Consider the following 20841-nt stretch of genomic DNA (forward strand, 5'->3'; position numbering starts at 1 on the left):
GCACTTACGGTGAAATCCCGACGAGCCGAGTGCATTGCCCTACCGGCACCGTCAGGAGAGGAATGGCCCGATTCTCATCGGGCAACCGGAGCAGCATACAACGACCGCTCCCGTAGAACGAAACTACCACGCACCCCCGGGCCCCCGCCCCGGCCGCCCTGCCGGAGCGCGGCTACTGTGCGGTGCATCCCGTGACCCAGGAGGACGACGTGCCGTACCCGCTCGACGCCGCCGCGGTCCGCTCCTGGTGCGGGCTGGCTCTGGAGGCGCTCGGCCGGGAACGCGAGCGGATCGACGCGATCAACGTCTACCCGGTGGCCGACGGCGACACCGGCACCAACCTCTATCTGACGCTCGAATCGGCCGCCCGCGCGGTCGAGGCCGCCTTCGACGGACACACCTCGGCCGGCACCGCCCCCTGCCTCGCCGACGCCATCGGCGCCATGGCCCACGGCGCGCTCATCGGGGCGCGCGGCAACTCCGGCACGATCGTGGCGCAGCTGCTGCGCGGGATGACGGAGGTGCTCGCGGCCACCGACGGTTCGGCCGACGCGCTGCGGCGGGCGCTGCGCCGGGCCGCCGCATCGACGTACGAGGCCGTCGCCCACCCCGTGGAGGGCACCGTCCTGACGGTCGCGACCGCCGCCGCCGACGCCGCGGAGCGGGCCGCCGCCGGTGCTGCCGGTGCCGCCGAGGTCGCCCGCGCCGCCCACGAGGGCGCCCGCACCGCGCTGCAGGCGACCCCCGGCCAGCTCGCGGTCCTCGGCCGGGCCGGTGTGGTCGACGCCGGCGGCTGTGGACTGGTCGCCCTGCTGGGGGCGCTCGCGGACGCGCTGTCCGGGGAGGTCTCGGTGACACCGGTCGCCGTACGGGCCGACGCCCCGCTCCCCGAGGCCGCCGGCTGCGAGGTCGCGGACGGGGCGGCGGCGGAGGGCCGCGGGGACCCGGAGGGGCCCGCCTTCGAGGTGATCTATCTGCTGGAGGCCGGGGACGCGGCGGTGGCGCGGCTGCGGACCCGGCTCGACGGGCTCGGCGACTCCCTGGTGGTGGTCGGCGGGGACGGCCTGTGGAACGTCCATGTCCATGTCGACGACGCGGGCGCCGCGGTGGAGGCCGGCATCGAGGCGGGCCGCCCCTACCGGGTGCGCATCACGCACTTCGGCGGCGCCTCCCGCACCAAGGAGCCGGCCATGACGGCGCGCGCCGTGGTCGCGGTGGTGCCGGGCGCCGGGCTCGCCGGACTGTGCGCGGAGGCCGGCGCGATGCCGGTCGCCGTACGCCCCGGGGAGCCGCCCGCCAGCGGCGAACTCGTGCAGGCGATCCGGCAGGCGCACGCCCGTGAGGTGATGCTGCTGCCGAACGACCCCGATCTGCGGCACACCGCGGCGGCCGCCGCCGAACAGGCCCGCACCGAAGGAGTCCGGGTCGCGCTGATCCCCACCCGCGCCGCCGTCCAGGGCATCGCGGCGCTGGCCGTGCACGAACCGGGCCGCAGCTTCGACGAGGACGTGGTCGCGATGACCGCGGCGGCGGGCGCCACCCGCTACGCCGAGCTGGCGGTCGCCGAGCGGCAGTCGTGGACGATGGCCGGGGTCTGCCAGGCCGGGGACGTCCTCGGCCTGATCGACGGCGATGTCGTGGTGATCGGCTCCGACCTCACCCGCACCGCGATGACCGTGCTCGACCGGATGCTGTCCGCGGGCGGGGAGATGGTCACCCTGGTCCTCGGCGCGGACGCGCCCGGCGCGCTCGCAGAGCGGCTGGAGCGCCATGTCCGCGAGCGCCATCTCGCCGTGGACACGGTCGTCTACGAGGGCGGACAGCACGCGGCGCCGCTGCTCATCGGCGTGGAGTGAGCGCACCGGACCGGTGGGTGAACCGCGATTGTCACAGGTGTGGTGTGCAATGGATGCGTGGCAGCGCTCGACGAACCCCTGAAGAAAATCCTCGGTGGCACCACCGCGAAGGTGCTGGCCGAGCATCTCGACCTGCATACGGTCGGCGACCTGTTGCACCACTATCCGCGCCGCTATGCCGAGCGCGGTGAGCTGACCCGTCTCGCGGACCTCCCGCTGGACGAACACGTCACGGTCGTCGCGCAGGTCGCGGACGCCCGGGTGCTGAAGTTCAACGGCGGCCGGGGACAGCGCCTGGAGGTGACGCTCACCGACGGCAGCGGGCGGCTCCGGCTGGTCTTCTTCGGCAAGGGCATCCACAAGCCCCACAAGGACCTGCTCCCGGGGCGCCGCGCGATGTTCGCCGGCAAGGTCTCGGTCTTCAACCGCAAACTGCAGCTCGCCCACCCCGAATACGAGCTCCTCGACCGCACGGCCGACGACGGGGAGGACGCCGTCAGCGCCTTCGCCAACCAGCTCATGCCGATCTACCCGGCCTGCCAGCAGATGGCGTCCTGGAAGATCGCCAAGGCGGTCGACGCGGTGCTGCCCAGCGCGCGGGACGCTATCGACCCGCTGCCGGAATCGCTGCGCGAGGGCCGGGCGCTGGTCCCGCTCACCGAGGCCCTGCTGAAGATCCACCGTCCGGCCACCAAGGCCGATATCGCCGATGCGCGGGCCCGGCTGAAGTGGGACGAGGCCTTCGTCCTCCAGGTCGCGCTCGCCCGGCGCCGCCGCGCCGAGACCCAACTCCCCGCCGTGGCACGGACCCTGACCGAGGGCGGCATCCTCGACGCCTTCGACGCCAAGCTGCCCTTCACCCTCACCGAAGGCCAGCAGAAGGTCAGCCAGGAGATCTTCGACGACCTGGCGACCGAGCACCCCATGCACCGCCTCCTCCAGGGCGAGGTGGGCTCCGGCAAGGCGCAGCCGCTGGACGCACTGGTGCTGACGCCGCGCGGTTTCCGTCCCATGGGGGAGATGACCGTCGGCACCGAGGTGGTGGTGCCGAGCGGCGAGCTCGCCGTGGTGGACGGCGTCTTCCCGCAGGGCGAGCGGGAGGTGTGGCGCCTCGTGCTGTCCGACGGGAGCACCGTCGAGTGCGATGACGAGCATCTGTGGATCGTCGGGACCCGCGGTACGGGGGAGCAGGTGCTGACCACCCGTGAACTGCGGGGGGATCTGCTGCGGGCCGACGGCCGCCCCAAGTGGTCCATCGCCCCGGCCACGCCGGTGGACCTGGAGGGCGGCGAGGCCCGGCCGCTCGACCCTTACGAGGTGGGGCGGGCGCTGGGCGAGGCCGGCGCCGGCCGCCCGGCGGACCGGGTGCCGTCCGCGTACCGCAACGCCCCGCTCAAGGACCGGCTGGCCGTGGTGCAGGGCCTGATGGACGCCGGTGGCATGCGCGCGGGGGGCGCCGCGGTGTACCGCGCGGCGGCCGGCCCCCTGGCTGACGACCTGGCCTGGCTGGTGCGTTCCCTGGGCGGCGGGGCCCGGCTCCATCCCGTACGGGACGGCGCGTACGACGTCTCGGTGGCGTTGCCGGCCGGGTATCCGCCCTTCCGCGACGCGGGCCGTGAGCATGCGGTGCCCGGCGGGTCCGCCGGCCGCCCGGAGGACGGCACCGGCTTCCGGCGCGCCATCCGGGTCATCGAGTACGCCGGCCGCAAACCCGTCCAGTGCATCAGCGTCCGGCACCCCGGCCACGCCTATGTGACCGACCACTTCACCGTCACGCACAACACCATGGTCGCGCTGCGCGCCATGCTCGGCGTGGTCGACAGCGGCGGCCAGGCCGCGATGCTGGCGCCGACCGAGGTCCTGGCCCAGCAGCACCACCGCTCGATCACCGAGATGATGGGGGAGCTGGCCGAGGGCGGGATGCTCGGCGGCGCGGAGCGGGGCACCAAAGTGGTGCTGCTGACCGGCTCCATGGGGGCCGCCGCCCGCCGCCAGGCCCTGCTCGACCTGGTCACCGGCGAGGCCGGGATCGTCGTCGGCACCCATGCCCTGATCGAGGACAAGGTGCAGTTCCACGACCTGGGGCTGGTCGTCGTCGACGAACAGCACAGGTTCGGCGTCGAGCAGCGGGACGCGCTGCGCGGCAAGGGCAAACAGCCGCCCCATCTGCTGGTGATGACGGCGACGCCCATCCCGCGCACGGTCGCCATGACCGTCTTCGGCGATCTGGAGACCTCCGTCCTGGACCAGCTCCCCGCCGGACGCTCACCGATCGCCAGCCATGTGGTGCCCGCCAAGGACAAGCCGCACTTCCTCGCGCGCGCCTGGGAGCGGGTCCGCGAAGAGGTCGCGGCCGGCCACCAGGGCTATGTGGTCTGCCCGAGGATCGGCGACGAGGAGGACGCGCCCAAGGGGGCGAAGAAGGGCGCGGCAGGCTCCAAGGGCGCGGCGGCCAAGGCGAGTTCACCGGAGGACGCGGAGGAGAAGCGCCCGCCGCTCGCGGTGCTCAACATCGCCGGGCAGCTCACCGCCGGCCCGCTCGACGGCCTGCGGGTGGCGGTCCTGCACGGCCGGATGGCGCCGGACGACAAGGACGACGTGATGCGCCGGTTCGCCGCCGGCGAGCTGGATGTGCTGGTCGCGACGACCGTCATCGAGGTCGGGGTGAACGTCCCGAACGCCACCGCCATGGTGATCATGGACGCGGACCGCTTCGGCGTCTCCCAGCTGCACCAGCTGCGCGGCCGGGTCGGCCGTGGCTCCGCGCCCGGTCTGTGCCTGCTGGTCAGCGAGATGCCCGAGGCCAGCCCGGCCCGCGCCCGGCTCGCCGCCGTGGCCGGCACTCTGGACGGCTTCGAACTCTCCCGTATCGACCTGGAACAGCGGCGCGAGGGCGATGTCCTCGGCCAGGCGCAGTCCGGGGTCCGCTCCTCGCTGCGGATGCTCGCGGTCATCGAGGACGAGGAGGTGATCGCGGCCGCCCGCGACGAGGCCACCGAACTCGTCACCGCCGACCCCGAGCTGTCCGGATATCCGGAGCTGCGGATCGCCCTGTCCGCCCTGCTGGACGACGAACGGGAGCAGTATCTGGACAAGGGGTGAGAGAGGCCGCGGCGAGAGTGGAGCGCGGCGGGCAGGGTCCGGCGGCCCGCCGCCACGTGAGATCGATCACCGTGCACCGCGCTTCCCGGAAGCTCCGGCCGGACGTCGGCCGTCGGCTGACGGAATATCGTGGAGGTGCGGAGCCTGCCCGGCTCCCCCTCAGCACACCGACCACGCGCAACGTAAGGACGGGCCCATGACCCGCGTGATCGCCGGTACGGCCGGCGGCCGCCGCTTGGCCGTACCACCGGGAAACGGCACCCGCCCCACCTCCGACCGGGCGCGCGAGGGCATGTTCTCCACCTGGGAGTCGCTCGACGGACCGCTGGCCGGTGCCCGGGTCCTCGATCTGTACGGCGGTTCCGGTGCGGTCGGCCTGGAGGCGCTCTCCCGCGGTGCCGCGCACGTCCTGCTGGTCGAGGCCGATGCCCGCGCGGTGCGCACCATCCGGGACAACGTCCGTACGGTCGGCCTCCCCGGCGTCGAGGTCCGGGCCGGCAAGGCCGAGCAGACCGCCGCCGCCCCCGCACCGGGGGAGCCGTACGACATCGTCTTCCTGGACCCGCCCTACGTGGTGTCCGACGCGGAACTCTGCGAGATCCTGCTCACACTCCGTGGTCAGGGGTGGCTTGCGGAGCAGGCACTCGTCACCGTGGAGCGCAGCACCAGAGGCGGCACGTTCCCATGGCCGGACGGTTTCGAAGCGATCAAGGCCCGTCGCTACGGCGAGGGGACGCTTTGGTACGGTCGCGCCGCTTCGGCGTCCGCCGTATCGACGTCAGCAAGCGTGTCATGACCGGATCGGAGAGCGAGGAAACCGAGTTGCGCCGCGCCGTCTGTCCGGGGTCATTCGACCCCATCACCAACGGGCACCTGGACATCATCGCCCGTGCCTCCAAGCTGTACGACGTCGTCCACGTCGCCGTGATGATCAACCAGTCCAAGCAGGGGCTGTTCACGGTCGACGAGCGGATCGACCTCATCCGCCGGGCCACCGCCGAGTACGGCAACGTGGAGGTGGAGGCCTTCCACGGACTCCTCGTCGACTTCTGCAAGCAGCGCGACATCCCCGCGATCGTCAAGGGACTGCGGGCCGTCAGCGACTTCGACTACGAGCTGCAGATGGCCCAGATGAACAACGGCCTGTCCGGGGTGGAGACGCTCTTCGTCCCCACCAATCCGACCTACAGCTTCCTCTCCTCCAGCCTCGTGAAGGAGGTCGCCGCCTGGGGCGGCGATGTCTCCCACCTGGTCCCGCCGTTCGTCCTCGAAGCCCTCACCGAGCGCCTGCGGAAGAAGGACTGATCACCGCACTCGGCGCACCCCGCGCGATGCCGGACTGATGGGGCATCAGGTGGTGTCGGGCGGAGGGCCGGTGGACGTACAGTCGTCCCGTTCCGTCGTTCAAAACCCTTCAGAGAGTGGCGAGTCCAAGGTGGACGTGCAGAAGAAGCTCGACGACATCGTCGCGACCGTCGGCGGTGCCCGGTCCATGCCCATGTCGGCCTCGTGCGTGGTCAACCGCGCCGAGCTGCTCGCCATGCTGGAGGAGGTGCGCGCGGCGCTGCCGGGCTCCCTCGCACAGGCGCAGGAGCTGCTCGGCGGGCGGGAGCAGATGGTCGAGGAGGCGCGGGCGGAAGCGGAGCGGATCATCGAGACCGCGCACGCCCAGCGCGGATCGCTGATCTCCGACACCGAGGTCGCCCGGCAGTCCCAGGAGGAGGCGGACCGGATCCTGGCGGAGGCCCGCCGGGAGGCGGAGGAGATCCGCGCCGAGGCCGACGACTACGTGGACAGCAAGCTCGCCAACTTCGAGGTCGTGCTCACCAAGACCATCGGGTCCGTCGACCGCGGCCGCGAGAAGCTGCTCGGCCGCGGCCCGGGGCTCGACGAGCAGGGCTACGAGGACACCGAGGCCCCGGAGCGCAGCGGCGACCCGGAGACCCTCAGGCAGCGCGCCGATGCCTATGTGGACGCCAAGTTCGGGGCGTTCCAGGCCGTGCTGACCAAGACGCTGGAGGCGGTCGGCCGGGGCCGCGACAAGCTCCAGGGCGCCCAGGCGATCGATGAGCTGGCCGTCCACCTGGCGGCGCAGGGCGATCCGCGGTCCGGGCATCCGCAGGCCGACGCCGACTACCTCGCCGGCCTGGCGGACATCGGCGCCGACCAGGCACCACAGCCGCCCCAGGCACCACAGCCGCCTCAGGTGCCCCCGATGCCCCAGACGCAGCCCCAGCACCAGCAGCCTCAGGAGCACCAGCAGCCCCTCCAGCCCCAGCTTCAGCAGCAGGGCTACTACGACCCCGCGGCCTACCCGCAGCAGCAGGACGTCTACGGCTATCAGCAGCAGCCGCAGGAGGCGGCCTACGCCCAGGACGCCCAGCACCAGAATCTGTACGGCTACGACTGGCAGCAGCAGGCCCAGCAGCAGGCCCAGCAGCAGGGCTACGACCCGCACGCGTATCTCCAGCAGCAGGTGCCCCAGCAGCCCCAGCACGCCCCGCACGACCCCGCCGCCCGGCCCGGTGCGCTGGACGAGACCAGCCTCTTCGACACCAGCGTGATCGACCTGGACCAGCTCCGGCAGTACGAGGAGAGGCGCCAGTAGGCGGTCCTGCCCGCGGGGCCGGGGCGGGGGCCGGTAGCGGATTGGGCCTATCGGGGCCCGTCCAGTATCCTGGCTCTTCGGTCGCGCGTATTCCCGCGATCTCTGCTGCCCTAATCCAGTACCTCTGGCATACGGCGGCACGCAATCCCCGTAGAAAGCAGGAAGCCATCAACGCCCGCCTCGACCACCGTTCCCCTCTCGTGTTCGATACGCGCGAGCTGGGCCGGCGTCCCGGTGCGCTCAAGAGGGTCTCCCGCTCCGCCGAGGCCCCCCGGGACCTCGGCAATGAGGTCATCGGCGTACCCGAGGGCGCACCGATCGAGCTCGACCTCCGCCTGGAATCGGTCATGGACGGGGTGCTTGTCACAGGCACCGGCCGTGCAACCGTCAAGGGGGAGTGCGTAAGGTGTCTGGAGCCGCTGGAGCGAGAGCTCGACGCGGACTTCCAGGAGATGTTCACCTACCCCGACGCCGATGCCCGGGTCCGCGAGGCGGACGCCGGCGACGACGCCGAGGATGAGGAGGACACCCTCTTCCTCGAGGACGACCTGTTCGACCTCGAACCCGTGCTGCGTGACGCGGTGGTGCTTGCACTGCCGATGCAGCCGGTGTGCCAGGACGACTGCCCCGGTCTGTGCTCCGATTGCGGAGTGCGGCTGGCGGACGACCCGGACCACCACCACGACGCCGTCGACATCCGTTGGGCGGCACTGCAGGGACTCGCCGGGACCGTCAAGGACGGCGAGAAGGACAACATGGGCGGCGCCGAAGCGGGCGTCGACGAGAAGCAGGAGAAGTAGCCGTGGCTGTTCCGAAGCGGAAGATGTCGCGCAGCAACACGCGCCACCGCCGGTCGCAGTGGAAGGCTGCGGTCCCCACCCTGGTGGCGTGCGAGCGCTGCCACGAGCCGAAGCAGCAGCACATCGCGTGCCCGAGCTGCGGCACCTACAACAAGCGCCAGGTCCTCGAGGTCTGAGCGGCTGGTGACAGGCTCCATGTCAGACGCCAACTCGACTTCCCGCAAACGCGGGGATGAACCGACTCCGGCGGACACAGCCTCGTCCCACACGCTTCTGGAAGGGCGGCTCGGGTACCAGCTCGAGTCCGCCCTTCTGGTGCGTGCGCTGACGCACCGCTCGTACGCATACGAGAACGGCGGTCTGCCCACCAACGAGCGGCTCGAATTCCTCGGGGATTCGGTGCTCGGCCTGGTGGTCACGGACACGCTGTACCGCATCCACCCCGATCTCCCGGAAGGCCAGCTGGCCAAGCTCCGGGCCGCGGTGGTCAACTCGCGTGCGCTTGCCGAGGTGGGCCGCGGCCTCGACCTCGGCGCCTTCATCCGCCTCGGACGGGGCGAAGAGGGCACGGGCGGCCGGGACAAGGCCTCCATCCTCGCCGACACCCTTGAAGCGGTGATCGGCGCGGTCTATCTCGACCAGGGTCTCGACGCGGCCGGCGAGCTGGTGCACCGGCTCTTCGACCCGCTGATCGAGAAGTCCTCCAGCCTGGGCGCGGGCCTGGACTGGAAGACCAGCCTCCAGGAACTCACCGCGACCGAAGGCCTCGGCGTTCCGGAGTACCTGGTCACCGAGACCGGCCCCGACCACGAGAAGACCTTTACTGCTGCCGCCCGCGTCGGTGGTGTCTCGTACGGCACCGGCACCGGCCGCAGCAAGAAGGAAGCCGAGCAGCAGGCGGCCGAGTCCGCGTGGCGTGCGATTCGCGCCGCGGCGGACGAGGCGGCCAAGGCGGCAGCTTCCGGCGACGAGGTGTCGCCGGAAGCGGAGAACTCGGCTCCGGCCGCCGGCGACGGTTCGTCGTCGGCACACTGAAGCACCGATTCTGACCCCGTCCGGGGCGGCCGCGCGTCGCCCCGGACGGGGTCAGAAGTCTTTCGCCCCACCGTCGTTCCCAAGGAGCCCTCCGTGCCCGAGCTGCCCGAGGTCGAGGTCGTACGCCGCGGACTGGAGCGCTGGGTCAGCGGCCGCACGATCGACGCCGTCGAGGTGCGGCATCCGCGGGCGATCCGCCGGCACACGGCCGGGGCGGCCGATTTCGCGGCCCGGCTCAAGGGGCTGCGCCTCGGTACGGCGCGCCGGCGCGGCAAGTACCTCTGGCTCCCGGTGACCGGTGGCGGTCCGGCCGCCCAGACCGCGGCGGAGGGCATCAGCCCGATGGTCACGCCCTCCGTCACCCACGGGCTGGCGATCCTCGCCCACCTCGGCATGAGCGGCCAGCTGCTGGTCCAGCCGCAGGACGCCCCCGAGGAGAAGCACCTGCGGATCCGGATCCGCTTCGCCGACGATCTGGCCACCGAACTCCGCTTCGTCGACCAGCGCACCTTCGGCGGTCTTTCGCTGCACGACACCGTCCCCGGCGACACCGACCACCTGCCCGACGTCATCGCGCACATCGCCCGGGACCCGCTCGATCCCGCCTTCGACGACGCCGCGTTCCACGACGCGCTGCGCCGCCGCCGGACCACCGTCAAGCGCGCGCTGCTCGACCAGACGCTGATCAGCGGCGTCGGCAACATCTACGCGGACGAGGCGCTGTGGCGCAGCAAGCTCCACTACGAGCGGCCGACCGCCACCTTCACCCGCCCGCGCACCGCGGAGCTGCTCGGCCACGTACGGGACGTGATGAACGCCGCGCTCGCCGTCGGCGGCACCAGCTTCGACAGCCTCTATGTCAACGTCAACGGTGAGTCCGGCTACTTCGAGCGCTCCCTGGACGCCTACGGCCGCGAGGACGAGCCCTGCCGCCGCTGCGGTACCCCGATCCGCCGCCGTCCCTGGATGAACCGCTCCAGCTACTTCTGCCCCCGCTGCCAGCGGCCGCCGCGCGCCTGAGCGCGGGCCGGCGGCTCACTCCGCGGTGCGCTGGGCGTCGTAGTGCTCGCGGGCCTGGAGGACCTGCGGCATCCGGTCCTCCACCAGGTCGATCAGCAGCCGTAGTTGACGGGCGATCTGGTCGCCCAGCGGCGTCAGCGCGTAATCCACCCGGGGCGGGTTGGTCTGCTGTGCCTCGCGGTGCACGAGTCCGTCCCGCTCCAGTGCGTGCAGGGTCTGGGCCAGCATTTTCTCGCTCACCCCGGCCACCCGGCGCCGCAGTTCGTTGAAGCGGAAGGTCCCGTCGAGCAGGGCGCCGAGCGTCAGGCTGCCCCATCGGTCGGTGATGTGCCGGAGCGCGTCGCGGGACGGGCAGTCGCGCCCGAAGACGTCGTAGGCCAGGCCGTCCGTACAGCCGGGGGTGGGCTCCTCGGCCGTCTCGCCGGTGGTTTCGGTCGCCATAGGCACACCATACCCTCGCGCAGCGCTAACCATTAGGTTGCGCTTTCTAAAAGTTAGTGCTTCTCTTTTCCTCATCGCAGCCCGGCGTTCCCGGGCACCGACCGTCCCGGGATGCCGTGACCTTGAGGAGAACCGCCGTGACCACGCCTGCCCTGCCCGCCCCCGTCGTCTCGCTCGCGTACCACTCCGGCTTCGGCCACACCGCCGTACTGGCCGAGGCCGTACGCGCCGCCGCCGTCGAGGCCGGTGCCACCGTTCACCTGATCAAGGTCGACGAGATCACCGAAGCCCAGTGGGAGCAGCTCGACGCCTCCGACGCGATCGTCTTCGGCTCGCCGACCTACATGGGGACGGCCTCCGGCGCCTTCCACACCTTCGCCGAGGCGAGCGCCAAGCGCTGGGCGACCCGCGCCTGGCAGGACAAGCTCGCCGCCGGCTTCACCAACTCCGCCTCCAAGAGCGGCGACAAGCTGCACACCCTGCAGTTCTTCACGGTGCTCGCCGCCCAGCACGGCATGAGCTGGGTCAGCCTCAACCTGCTCCCCGGCTGGAACTCCTCCACCACGTCCGAGAACGATCTGAACCGGCTGGGCTTCTTCCTGGGTGCCGCAGCCCAGTCCCCCAACGACCAGGGCGCCGAGGGGGTCCACAAGGCCGATATCGCCACCGCCGAGCACCTCGGACGCCGTATCACCGAGCAGGCCCGCATCGTCGTCGCGGGCCGCGCCGCCCTCGCCGCCTGACCGGCGTACTACGGGCCACAGGCCTCCGGTCCCCGGTACGCGGAACGCCCGCGCCGCCCCGCGATCCGTCACGGGGCGGCGCGGGCGTTCATCCGGGTGCGGCGGTGTCACCGCCGGACGGGCTGCCTCAGAAGCCGAAGTCCTGCGTCCACCACGGGCCGCCCGACCCGAAGTGGGCGCCGACACCGAGGGTCTTGTACTCGCAGTTGAGGATGTTGGCGCGGTGGCCGGGGCTGTTCATCCAGGAGTCCATGACGGACTGGGCGTTGGCCTGGCCGCGGGCTATGTTCTCGCCGCCGAGGTCGTCGATGCCCGCGTCACGGGCGCGGTCCCAGGGCGTGTCGCCGTCCGGGTCGGTGTGGTCGAAGAAGTCGCGCCGGGCCATGTCGTCACTGAAATCCTGTGCGAGACCGGCCAATTCCTTGTCCGCCGTCACGGGGGAGCAGCCGGCCTGGGCGCGCTCCTGATTGACCAAGGACAGGACCTGGGCCTCCGCGGACGACTGGGCGTCGGGGGTTTTCGACGCTGCCGCGGTGCGCTCGGGCGAGGCCGAGGACGGGCGGTCGGCGGGCTTGGCGGACCGGTGCGAACCGGTCTTCCCGGTGGGGGATTTGGACGGCCGCTGCGGTGAGGGGGACGCCGAAGGGGTGGTGACGGCGGAGGCATGGCCGGTGCCGGGGGCCTTGGGGCGGGCACTGCCGCGGCTCACCTCGTCCGTGCCGCGGTCGGTCGGGGACGCGGAGATGCCGCCCAGCGGCCGGGAGGCCTCCGGCAGCGCACCCGCCCGGACGCGGTCGCCCTGGTCGCCCGGGCCCCCGTCGAACTGGCCGTTGCCGGGGATCAGTCCGGAGGCGACCGCCACGGCTCCCATCGCCACCGCCGCCGAGGCGCCGAGCAGTCCGGTGCGAACGGGGGTCATACCGCGGCCGCGCGCCGCGCGATGCCCACGGTGCCGCGTGGTGTCCGGCGCGCCGGGCCGGGCAGCCGTCGGAGCGTCAACAGGCCCCGCACCGGGGGCCTCGGGAGCATGGGGAGCAGAGCGTCGATGGCGGCCCATCCGCTGTCTTCCTTCCGTCCTCAGCGTCAACATGGCTCACCCATAAGAGTGAGCCTCGCTGTCGGGGGACTGTACGCCATGGCGCAAGGGGCAGAAGTGACCACTGAGCAATTGGCCGGTTAGCGTGCACACATGAATGAAGCTGTCCGAGTGACCGCGTGGGTACGTGGTCAGGTCCAGGGTGTCGGGTTCCGCTGGTTCACCCGGGCCAACGCTCTTCGCATCGGCGAACTCGCCGGATTTGCCGTCAATCTCGGTGACGGCCGCGTCCAGGTGGTCGCCGAGGGCCCGAAGGATCACTGCGACCAGTTGCTCGACTGGCTCCGCACCGGAGACACGCCCGGGCGGGTCGACGGAGTCACTGAGATCTGGGACACGCCCCGCGGGGGTTATGGCGGCTTCGAGATCCGCTGATCCGACCCGCCGGAACGGTCCGAACGGCCGTCAAAGGCGATCTTGCGGATGTGTCTTTGTCAGCTGCTTACGGGAGATAAGGCCTGGTGGTTGCCAACTCGGCCGACCCGTGCAAGGCTGCCGCTGTACGGATGATCTCCACGCCCCCGCGGGACCTTTCTGGGGAGTCGGCGCAGCGCCCTCGCGGCCGCGCACTCTCAGGTGCCCGAGGATACGGGGTGTGATCGTGTTGACCGTCAAACCGTTTGGTGAGACTCTGGAATCCCCGCGCACCTTAGCTGTTTGGCATTGAGTACACCAGAGAATGACAAGCACCGCGGGTGCGAATCCCTCACGACCCACACCGCTTCGGTCGGTCACTCATTGTGGAGGACCATCCATCATGGCAAAGGCGCTTCTCGGTTACGTCGGCGGCTCCGACCCCCGAGTCCTCTCCGAGATGCGACGGCTTCAGCAGCGCGTCCAAGACCTTGAATCCGAGCTTATTCGGATGCAGGCCGAAAACGACATGCTGTCCGCTGCCGCACGTCGCGACGACTCGATGCTCGACATCGACGTACCCCAGGCGGAGCCCGCGCTCACCTGACCCCAACCCCAGGGCCGGTAGGGCTGCTCGCCAGCCGCTTGAGGCACCGCTCTCTTCAAGATCTGCAAGGGACGCTTCGGCGTCCCTTCGTCGTTTCCCGGCTCTTCTTCCTGCGGCTTTCCCCCGAACCACGTGCTCACTTCAGCCTTACCGGCCCTCCCTTACCGCATGATGTGCCCTGCACTTTCGGCAATGAAACCGAAAATGAACGGCGCGGTATACCCGGGGGCCGTACGGGGCCGGGGCGCCCCGGAATGTTGGGGTCACCCGCCGAGGAGCGGCCGGTAGAGTCCAAAGGCGTGCATCTCAAGAGTCTGACCCTGCGAGGTTTCAAGTCCTTCGCCTCCGCCACGACGCTGCGCTTCGAGCCGGGCATCACCTGCGTCGTGGGTCCCAACGGCTCCGGCAAGTCCAATGTCGTGGACGCGCTGTCCTGGGTCATGGGCGAGCAGGGCGCCAAGTCGCTGCGCGGCGGGAAGATGGAGGACGTCATCTTCGCCGGGACGACCGGGCGGCTGCCGCTCGGCCGCGCCGAGGTCTCACTCACCATCGACAACTCCGACGGTGCACTGCCGATCGAGTACGCCGAAGTCACCCTCACCCGGATCATGTTCCGCAATGGCGGCAGCGAGTACCAGATCAACGGTGACACCTGCCGGCTGCTGGACATCCAGGAACTGCTCTCCGATTCCGGTATCGGCCGGGAGATGCATGTCATCGTCGGGCAGGGCCAGCTCGACTCCGTGCTGCATGCCGACCCGATGGGGCGCCGCGCCTTCATCGAGGAGGCGGCCGGCGTCCTCAAGCACCGCAAGCGCAAGGAGAAGGCGCTGCGGAAGCTGGAGGCGATGAAGGCCAATCTCGCCCGGGTCCAGGATCTGACCGATGAGCTGCGGCGCCAGCTCAAGCCGCTGGGGCGGCAGGCCGCGGTCGCCCGGCGCGCCGCCGTCATCCAGGCGGACCTGCGCGACGCCCGGCTGCGGCTGCTCGCCGACGATCTCGTCACCCTGCGCCGGGCGCTGGAGGCCGAGATCGCGGACGAGGCGGCGCTCAAGGAACGCAAGCAGGCCGCCGAGGACCGGCTGCGCACCGCCCAGCAGCGCGAGGCGGCGCTGGAGGAGGAGGTCCGTACGCTGACGCCGCGGGTGCAGCGCGCGCAGCAGACGTGGTACGAGCTGTCGCAGCTCGCGGAGCGGGTGCGCGGCACGATCTCGCTGGCCGAGGCGCGGGTCAAGAGCGCCACGGCGGCCCCGCCGGAGGAGCGGCACGGGCGCGACCCCGAGGACATGGAGCGGGAAGCGGCCCGGATCCGCGAGCAGGAGGCGGAGTTGACGGCCGCGCTGGAGGCGGCGAGCCGGGCGCTGGAGGACACCGTCGAACACCGTGCCGGGCTGGAGCGGCAGTTGGCGGACGAGGAGCGGCGGCTGCGGGACGTGGCCCGCGCCATCGCCGACCGGCGCGAGGGCCTGGCCCGGCTGAGCGGCCAGGTCACCGCCGCCCGTGGCCGGGCCGCCTCGGCGCAGGCGGAGATCGGCCGGCTCGCCGAGGCCAGGGACGCCGCCCGGCGCCGGGCGGACACCGCCCAGGAGGAGTACGAGCAGCTCAAGGCCGAGGTCGACGGGCTGGACGCGGACGACGAGGAGATCGCGGAGCGGCACGAGGCGGCCCGCCGGGAGCTGGCGGAGACGGAGACCGCGCTGACCGCCGCCCGCGAGGCGCTGACCGCGGCCGAGCGCGAGCGGGCCGCGACCGCCGCACGGCATGACGCGCTGGCGCTCGGGCTGCGCCGCAAGGACGGTACCGGTGCGCTGCTGGCCGCCGCGGACCGCCTGACCGGACTGCTCGGGCCGGCGGCGGAACTGCTGACCGTCACCCCCGGCTTCGAGATCCCGGTGGCGGCGGCGCTCGGCGCGGCTGCGGACGCCGTCGCCGTCACCGGCCCGGCCACCGCCGCCGAGGCCATCCGGCTGCTGCGCAAGGAGGACGCGGGGCGGGCGGCGATGGTGCTGGGGGGAAGCGGGGGCCGGAGCGGGACGGGAAGGGTGCCTGCGCCCGCACGGGCCGTGGAGGCCACGGAGGGCGGGGGAGCTGAGGAAGCCGTTGGGGCTGTTGAGGCGGCTGGAGTGTCGGCGGGGAGTGAGGTGGTTGGGGCTGTCAGGGCTGCTGGGGTGTCGGCGGGGAGTCAGGCTGCTGGGGCTGTCGGGGCTGTTGGAGCCACCGTGTCTCAGGGGGCTGGTGAGGTTCGTGGGACCGGTGGGGGTGAAGGGTTCGCTGGAGCGGCTGAGGGGGCCGTGGTGGGCGTCCGTGCGGGGGCGGCCGGGGCGCCGGGGGTGCCCGGTCCGGCCGGGCACCGTGTCCCCGGGCCGCGTGCGGAGCCCGTACCGGCGGCGGAACTGGTCCGGGGACCCGGGGATTTGACGGCCGCCGTGGCCCGGCTGCTGCGGGATGTCGTGGTGGTCGGGACGCTGGAGGACGCCGAGGAGCTGGTGGCCGCGCGGCCGGAGCTGATGGCCGTGACCGGTGCGGGCGATCTGCTCGGGGCGCATTTCGCGCAGGGGGGTTCCGCCGGTGCGCCGAGCCTGCTGGAGGTGCAGGCGTCCGTCGACGAGGCCGCGGCCGAGCTGGAGGAACTGGCGGCGCGCTGCGAGGAGCTGGCACAGGCACAGCGGGCCGCGGCGGAACGCCGTACGGCGGGCGCCGAGCTGGTCGAGGAGCTGGCCGAGCGGCGGCGGGCGGCGGACCGGGAGAAGTCGAAGGTCGCCGGGGACCTGGGCCGGCTCGGCGGACAGGCGCGGGCGGCCGCGGGCGAGGCCGAGCGCTGCGACGCGGCGGCGGCCAAGGCCGAGGAGGCGCTGCTGCGGGCCACCGAGGAGGCCGAGGAGCTGGCCGAGCGCCTCGCGGTGGCACAGGAGGAGCCGGGCGTCGGCGATGAGGAGCCCGACACCTCCGTACGGGACCGGCTGGCGGCCGACGGTGCCAATGCGCGGCAGACCGAGATGGAGGCCCGGCTCCAGGCGCGTACGCACGAGGAGCGGGTGAAGGCGCTCGCCGGGCGGGCGGACTCACTGGACCGGGGAGCGCGGGCGGAGCGCGAGGCGCGGGCGCGGGCCGAGCGGCGGCGCGCCCGGCTGCGGCACGAGACGGCGGTGGCCGGGGCGGTCGCGGCCGGTGCCCGGCAGCTGCTGGCGCATGTCGAGGTGTCGGCCGTACGGGCCGAGGAGGAGCGGGGCGCCGCGGAGCGGGCCAAGGCCGGACGGGAACAGGCCCTGGTGGCCGAGCGCAACCAGGGCCGGGAGCTGAAGTCCGAGCTGGACAAGCTGACGGACTCGATGCACCGCGGTGAGGTGCTGGGCGCGGAGAAACGGCTGCGGATCGAGCAGCTGGAGACCAAGGCGCTGGAGGAGCTGGGGGTGGAGCCGACCGGGCTGATGGCCGAGTACGGCCCCGAACAGCTGGTACCGCCGTCGCCGCCCGCCGAGGGCGAGGTGCTGCCGGACGATCCGGAGCATCCGCGCAACCAGCCGGTGCCCTATGTACGGGCCGATCAGGAGAAGCGGCTCAAGGCCGCCGAGCGGGCGTATCAGCAGCTCGGGAAGGTGAACCCGCTGGCGCTGGAAGAGTTCGCGGCACTGGAGGAGCGGCACCAGTTCCTGAGCGAACAGCTTGAAGACTTGAAGAAGACCCGGGCCGACCTGATGCAGGTGGTCAAGGAGGTCGACGAGCGGGTCGAGCAGGTCTTCACCGAGGCGTACCACGACACCGCGCGCGAGTTCGAGGGCGTCTTCGCGCGGCTCTTCCCGGGCGGTGAGGGGCGGCTGGTGCTCACCGATCCGGACGACATGCTGTCGACGGGGGTGGACGTGGAGGCGCGTCCGCCCGGGAAGAAGGTCAAGCGGCTGTCGCTGCTGTCGGGCGGTGAGCGGTCGCTGACCGCGGTGGCGCTGCTGGTGTCGATCTTCAAGGCGCGGCCCAGCCCGTTCTACGTGATGGACGAGGTGGAGGCCGCGCTGGACGACACCAATCTCCAGCGGCTGATCCGGATCATGGAGGAACTCCAGGAGAGTTCCCAGCTGATTGTGATCACGCATCAGAAGCGGACGATGGAGGTCGCGGACGCGCTCTACGGGGTATCGATGCAAGGTGACGGCGTCTCGAAGGTCATCAGCCAGCGACTGCACTGACCGCGCTCGCGCGGCGGGTTTCCGCGGCGGCCGCGGGCCGGTGCCGGCGGGCATGGCGTCCGCACTCGGCCCCGCTGTTGATCGCCCGGAGTGTCCGATACCCCATCAGTTCACAACTTGAACGAACGGCCCCCAAGGCGTCCGAGAAACAAATTCATTACGCCCTATTGACTTCGAAACTTGAAGGCATAGTCTCTGCAACGTTGCTTTTACCTTCAAGTGGTGGGTACCCCCAACCTATGCACCACTAGAAGGGCCAGCCCCCTACGCCCGGCAGCGCAGCCGGGCCACTGGAGTTCACGTTGACCAGCACCGCGCAGCCGACGGTTCCGGAAGGCCGTAAGGCCCATCCCGACCATCTCGGCCATGTCATCTTCATCACCGCGGCTGCCGCGATGGGCGGCTTTCTCTTCGGCTACGACAGTTCCGTCATCAACGGCGCCGTCGAGGCGATCCGCAGCCGCTATGACGTCGGGTCCGCCGTCCTCGCCCAGGTGATCGCCGTCGCGCTGATCGGCTGTGCCGTCGGCGCCGCCACCGCGGGCCGGATCGCGGACCGCATCGGCCGCATCCGGGTGATGCAGATCGCCTCGGTGCTGTTCACCATCAGCGCCGTCGGCTCCGCTCTGCCGTTCTCCCTCTGGGACCTCGCCTTCTGGCGGATCATCGGTGGCTTCGCCATCGGTATGGCCTCGGTCATCGGCCCGGCCTACATCGCCGAGGTCTCGCCGTCCGCCTACCGCGGCCGCCTCGGCTCGTTCCAGCAGGCCGCGATCGTCGTCGGTATCGCCATCTCCCAGCTCGTCAACTGGGGCATCCTCAACCTCGCCGACGGCAACCAGCGCGGCACCCTCGCCGGCCTGGAGGCCTGGCAGTGGATGCTCGGCGTGATGGTCGTCCCGGCCGTCCTCTACGGTCTGCTCTCCTTCGCGATCCCCGAGTCGCCGCGCTACCTGATCTCCGTCGGGAAGGTCTCCCGCGCCAAGGAGGTGCTCACCGAGGTCGAGGGCCACACCGTGAACCTCGACACCCGGGTCACCGAGATCCAGGACGCGATGCGCCGCGAGCACAAGTCGTCGTTCAAGGACCTGCTCGGCAGCAAGATGGGCTTCCTGCCGATCGTCTGGGTCGGTATCGGCCTGTCGGTCTTCCAGCAGCTGGTCGGCATCAACGTCGCGTTCTACTACTCCTCGGCGCTGTGGCAGTCCGTCGGCATCGACCCGAGCGCCTCGTTCTTCTACAGCTTCACGACGTCGATCATCAACATCATCGGCACCGTGATCGCGATGGTCTTCGTCGACAGGATCGGCCGCCGTCCGCTGGCGCTGATCGGCTCGGCCGGTATGGCCGTCTCGCTCGCCCTGGAGGCATGGGCCTTCTCCGCCAAGACCGCGGCCGGCACCCTGCCGCCCACCGAAGGCACCGTGGCGCTGATCGCCGCCCACGTCTTCGTGCTCTTCTTCGCCCTCTCCTGGGGCGTCGTGGTCTGGGTCTTCCTCGGCGAGATGTTCCCGAACAAGATCCGTGCCGCCGCGCTGGGCGTCGCCGCCTCGGCGCAGTGGATCGCCAACTGGGCCATCACGGCCAGCTTCCCGAGCCTGTCCGACTGGAACCTCTCGGGTACGTACGTCATCTACGCAGTCTTCGCCCTGCTCTCGATCCCCTTCGTGCTCAAGTTCGTGAAGGAGACGAAGGGCAAGGCGTTGGAGGAGATGGGCTAACCCCCCGCCAGTCCTTCTCCTCAGCACTGGGTACTGCCCCGGGTCATCAGGGACCCCGGGCAGTACCCCTTTTTTGTGCCCGAGTTGCCGGCCGGGACCGGGCGTGCCGGCGGCGGCACGCGATGCGGGGGCCGTGGGGCGGGGCATGCCACGGCGGTCCGGCCCGCCGTCCGCCTGCCGGCAGGCTCTTCGTCTTCCACCCGGAAGGCTGAGGCCCGTCAGTCCTTGAGGTCTGTCGGCCCTTGAACCCGTCAGCCCTTGAGGCGGGGCAGCACCTGCTCGGCGAACAGATGGAGCGAGCGCCAGCCCTCGTCGACGGGCATTCCGCCGCACAGCGGATGGAGGATCAACGCGCCCCCGTCGCCCGTCCGCCGGGCGAGCCGGAGGCATTCGTCGGGGGTGACGATGCGGTAGACGCCCTCCTCGCGCAGCGCCCCGACGTCCTGTGCGGACGAGCGCACCGCGGAGCGGCTACCGGCGGACTGCCAGGAGGCGTACATCCGGGCCTCGTGCAGCAGATGGCCGCCGTACTCGGCCCAGGCGCGGTCCGGATCCTCGGCGAGGTGGAGGAGCGCGGTCCGCTCGGGCGGCTGCATCACCCACCCGTCGGTGCCGAAGGCGGCGCGCTGCTCGTGGTAGTAGGCCTCCAGTGCGGGGAGGTGGGCACTGGGGAAGAAGGGGAGCCCCAGACGGGCCGCGCGCCGGGCCGCGGCCCGTGAACTGCCGCCGATCAGCAGCAGCGGATGCGGCTGGGTGTACGGGCGCGGGGTGACCTGGACCGTACGCCCCTGGTACGTGAACGGTTCGCCGGTCCAGGCGGACAGCAGGGTCTGAAGCACCTCGTCCTGGAGCGGGCCCCGGCCCCGCCAGTCCTTGCCGTGCGCCGCGTACTCCTCGGGCCGGTAGCCGAGGCCGGCGACCGTGACCAGCCGGCCGCCGCCGAGCAGATCGAGCGAGGCGAGGTCCTCGGCCAGCCGCAGCGGATCGTGCAGCGGGGTGATCATCGCGGAGACGGTGACACCGATCCGGCGGGTGGCGCCGAAGACGGCGCCGGCGAAGGTGAGCGGGGAGGGCATCCAGCCGTTGGTGGTGGCGTGGTGCTCCTCGGTCTGGACCGTGGTGAAGCCGCGGTCGTCGGCGAACGCCGCCATCTCGACGGCGGCACGGTAGCGCGCGGACAGCGTGGCGGGTGTGGGTGCGGGGTCGACGAGGTTGATCCGCAGAACCGACATCATCGCAAATGTCCCCTTCGCCAAGGCGGTTGGCGAAGGGGACGT

17 protein-coding genes are annotated in these 20841 nt (G+C 71.6%); 14 read left to right on the forward strand and 3 right to left on the reverse strand.

The window, feature by feature from the left end; all coding sequences use genetic code 11:
• Positions 1-191 precede the first annotated feature (191 nt).
• The 9 genes from NUT86_RS29105 (at position 192) to mutM (ending at position 10421) form a co-directional block, all read left to right on the forward strand.
• The gene (locus NUT86_RS29105) at positions 192-1856 is read left to right on the forward strand and encodes a DAK2 domain-containing protein (RefSeq protein ID WP_446750787.1); all 1665 of its coding nucleotides are present in this window, start codon (positions 192-194) and stop codon (positions 1854-1856) included.
• Between the two features lie 57 nt (positions 1857-1913).
• Positions 1914-4958 (forward strand): helicase-related protein, encoded by a 3045-nt coding sequence (locus NUT86_RS29110; RefSeq protein ID WP_274738329.1) that lies wholly within the window; start codon positions 1914-1916, stop codon positions 4956-4958.
• Positions 4959-5154: 196 nt separating this feature from the next.
• Positions 5155-5754 (forward strand): 16S rRNA (guanine(966)-N(2))-methyltransferase RsmD, encoded by a 600-nt coding sequence (gene rsmD, locus NUT86_RS29115; protein WP_018087175.1) that lies wholly within the window; start codon positions 5155-5157, stop codon positions 5752-5754.
• On the forward strand, positions 5751-6263 hold the full coding sequence (gene coaD, locus NUT86_RS29120; protein WP_026169199.1) for a pantetheine-phosphate adenylyltransferase: 513 nt from the start codon (positions 5751-5753) through the stop codon (positions 6261-6263). Before rsmD ends, coaD begins: the two co-directional genes overlap by 4 nt.
• A 130-nt stretch (positions 6264-6393) precedes the next feature.
• Positions 6394-7566 carry an ATP synthase F0 subunit B gene (locus tag NUT86_RS29125; RefSeq protein WP_274738332.1) on the forward strand — a complete coding sequence of 391 codons (1173 nt, stop codon included), beginning with the start codon at positions 6394-6396 and terminating at the stop codon, positions 7564-7566.
• Between the two features lie 200 nt (positions 7567-7766).
• Positions 7767-8366, forward strand: coding sequence for a YceD family protein (locus tag NUT86_RS29130; protein WP_018087172.1), 600 nt, complete (start codon positions 7767-7769; stop codon positions 8364-8366).
• 2 nt (positions 8367-8368) lie between these two features.
• The gene (gene rpmF / locus NUT86_RS29135; RefSeq protein WP_003951102.1) at positions 8369-8542 is read left to right on the forward strand and encodes a 50S ribosomal protein L32; all 174 of its coding nucleotides are present in this window, start codon (positions 8369-8371) and stop codon (positions 8540-8542) included.
• Positions 8543-8561: 19 nt separating this feature from the next.
• Positions 8562-9401, forward strand: a complete 840-nt coding sequence (gene rnc / locus NUT86_RS29140; RefSeq protein WP_018087171.1) for a ribonuclease III — start codon at positions 8562-8564, stop codon at positions 9399-9401.
• A gap of 93 nt (positions 9402-9494) precedes the next feature.
• On the forward strand, positions 9495-10421 hold the full coding sequence (gene mutM / locus NUT86_RS29145; RefSeq protein WP_266445356.1) for a bifunctional DNA-formamidopyrimidine glycosylase/DNA-(apurinic or apyrimidinic site) lyase: 927 nt from the start codon (positions 9495-9497) through the stop codon (positions 10419-10421).
• A gap of 15 nt (positions 10422-10436) precedes the next feature.
• Here the strand turns inward: mutM and NUT86_RS29150 are convergent, their stop codons facing one another.
• The gene (locus NUT86_RS29150) at positions 10437-10862 is read right to left on the reverse strand and encodes a winged helix-turn-helix transcriptional regulator (RefSeq protein WP_093647092.1); all 426 of its coding nucleotides are present in this window, start codon (positions 10860-10862) and stop codon (positions 10437-10439) included.
• A gap of 152 nt (positions 10863-11014) precedes the next feature.
• On the opposite strand from NUT86_RS29150, the gene NUT86_RS29155 reads away from it, so the two are divergent.
• The gene (locus tag NUT86_RS29155; protein WP_274740660.1) at positions 11015-11605 is read left to right on the forward strand and encodes a flavodoxin family protein; all 591 of its coding nucleotides are present in this window, start codon (positions 11015-11017) and stop codon (positions 11603-11605) included.
• A 127-nt stretch (positions 11606-11732) separates the two neighbouring features.
• Here NUT86_RS29155 and NUT86_RS29160 read toward each other — a convergent pair whose 3' ends face one another.
• Entirely contained in the window at positions 11733-12662 is a 930-nt protein-coding gene (locus tag NUT86_RS29160; protein ID WP_446750788.1) for a CAP domain-containing protein, read from the reverse strand.
• A gap of 132 nt (positions 12663-12794) precedes the next feature.
• Here NUT86_RS29160 and NUT86_RS29165 point away from each other — a divergent pair, with 132 nt between their 5' ends.
• The 4 genes from NUT86_RS29165 (at position 12795) to NUT86_RS29180 (ending at position 19564) form a co-directional block, all read left to right on the forward strand.
• Positions 12795-13076: an acylphosphatase gene (locus tag NUT86_RS29165; RefSeq protein ID WP_274738363.1), complete on the forward strand. Its 282-nt coding sequence runs from the start codon at positions 12795-12797 to the stop codon at positions 13074-13076.
• 382 nt (positions 13077-13458) lie between these two features.
• The gene (locus tag NUT86_RS29170) at positions 13459-13662 is read left to right on the forward strand and encodes a hypothetical protein (protein ID WP_006602857.1); all 204 of its coding nucleotides are present in this window, start codon (positions 13459-13461) and stop codon (positions 13660-13662) included.
• A gap of 299 nt (positions 13663-13961) precedes the next feature.
• Entirely contained in the window at positions 13962-17843 is a 3882-nt protein-coding gene (locus NUT86_RS29175; RefSeq protein WP_274738365.1) for an AAA family ATPase, read from the forward strand.
• Between the two features lie 302 nt (positions 17844-18145).
• A complete protein-coding gene (locus tag NUT86_RS29180; RefSeq protein ID WP_159485975.1) occupies positions 18146-19564 on the forward strand; it encodes a sugar porter family MFS transporter in 1419 nt (472 codons plus the stop codon).
• Between the two features lie 251 nt (positions 19565-19815).
• On the opposite strand, the gene NUT86_RS29185 is transcribed toward NUT86_RS29180, so the two are convergent.
• Positions 19816-20799 (reverse strand): LLM class flavin-dependent oxidoreductase, encoded by a 984-nt coding sequence (locus NUT86_RS29185; RefSeq protein ID WP_274738367.1) that lies wholly within the window; start codon positions 20797-20799, stop codon positions 19816-19818.
• Between the last annotated feature and the right edge of the window lie 42 nt (positions 20800-20841).

This window comes from Streptomyces sp. G7(2002), from assembly GCF_028870195.1.
Taxonomy (GTDB): domain Bacteria; phylum Actinomycetota; class Actinomycetes; order Streptomycetales; family Streptomycetaceae; genus Streptomyces; species Streptomyces nigrescens.

Bases quoted from the DNA above. Each gene is read 5' to 3' on its own strand.
- NUT86_RS29185 (WP_274738367.1), bottom strand. From the start codon at position 20,799: ATGATGTCGGTTCTGCGGATCAACCTCGTCGACCCCGCACCCACACCC.
- NUT86_RS29160 (WP_446750788.1), bottom strand. From the start codon at position 12,662: ATGGGCCGCCATCGACGCTCTGCTCCCCATGCTCCCGAGGCCCCCGGT.
- coaD (WP_026169199.1), top strand. From the start codon at position 5,751: ATGACCGGATCGGAGAGCGAGGAAACCGAGTTGCGCCGCGCCGTCTGT.
- NUT86_RS29165 (WP_274738363.1), top strand. From the start codon at position 12,795: ATGAATGAAGCTGTCCGAGTGACCGCGTGGGTACGTGGTCAGGTCCAG.
- rnc (WP_018087171.1), top strand. From the start codon at position 8,562: ATGTCAGACGCCAACTCGACTTCCCGCAAACGCGGGGATGAACCGACT.
- NUT86_RS29150 (WP_093647092.1), bottom strand. From the start codon at position 10,862: ATGGCGACCGAAACCACCGGCGAGACGGCCGAGGAGCCCACCCCCGGC.
- rsmD (WP_018087175.1), top strand. From the start codon at position 5,155: ATGACCCGCGTGATCGCCGGTACGGCCGGCGGCCGCCGCTTGGCCGTA.
- NUT86_RS29170 (WP_006602857.1), top strand. From the start codon at position 13,459: ATGGCAAAGGCGCTTCTCGGTTACGTCGGCGGCTCCGACCCCCGAGTC.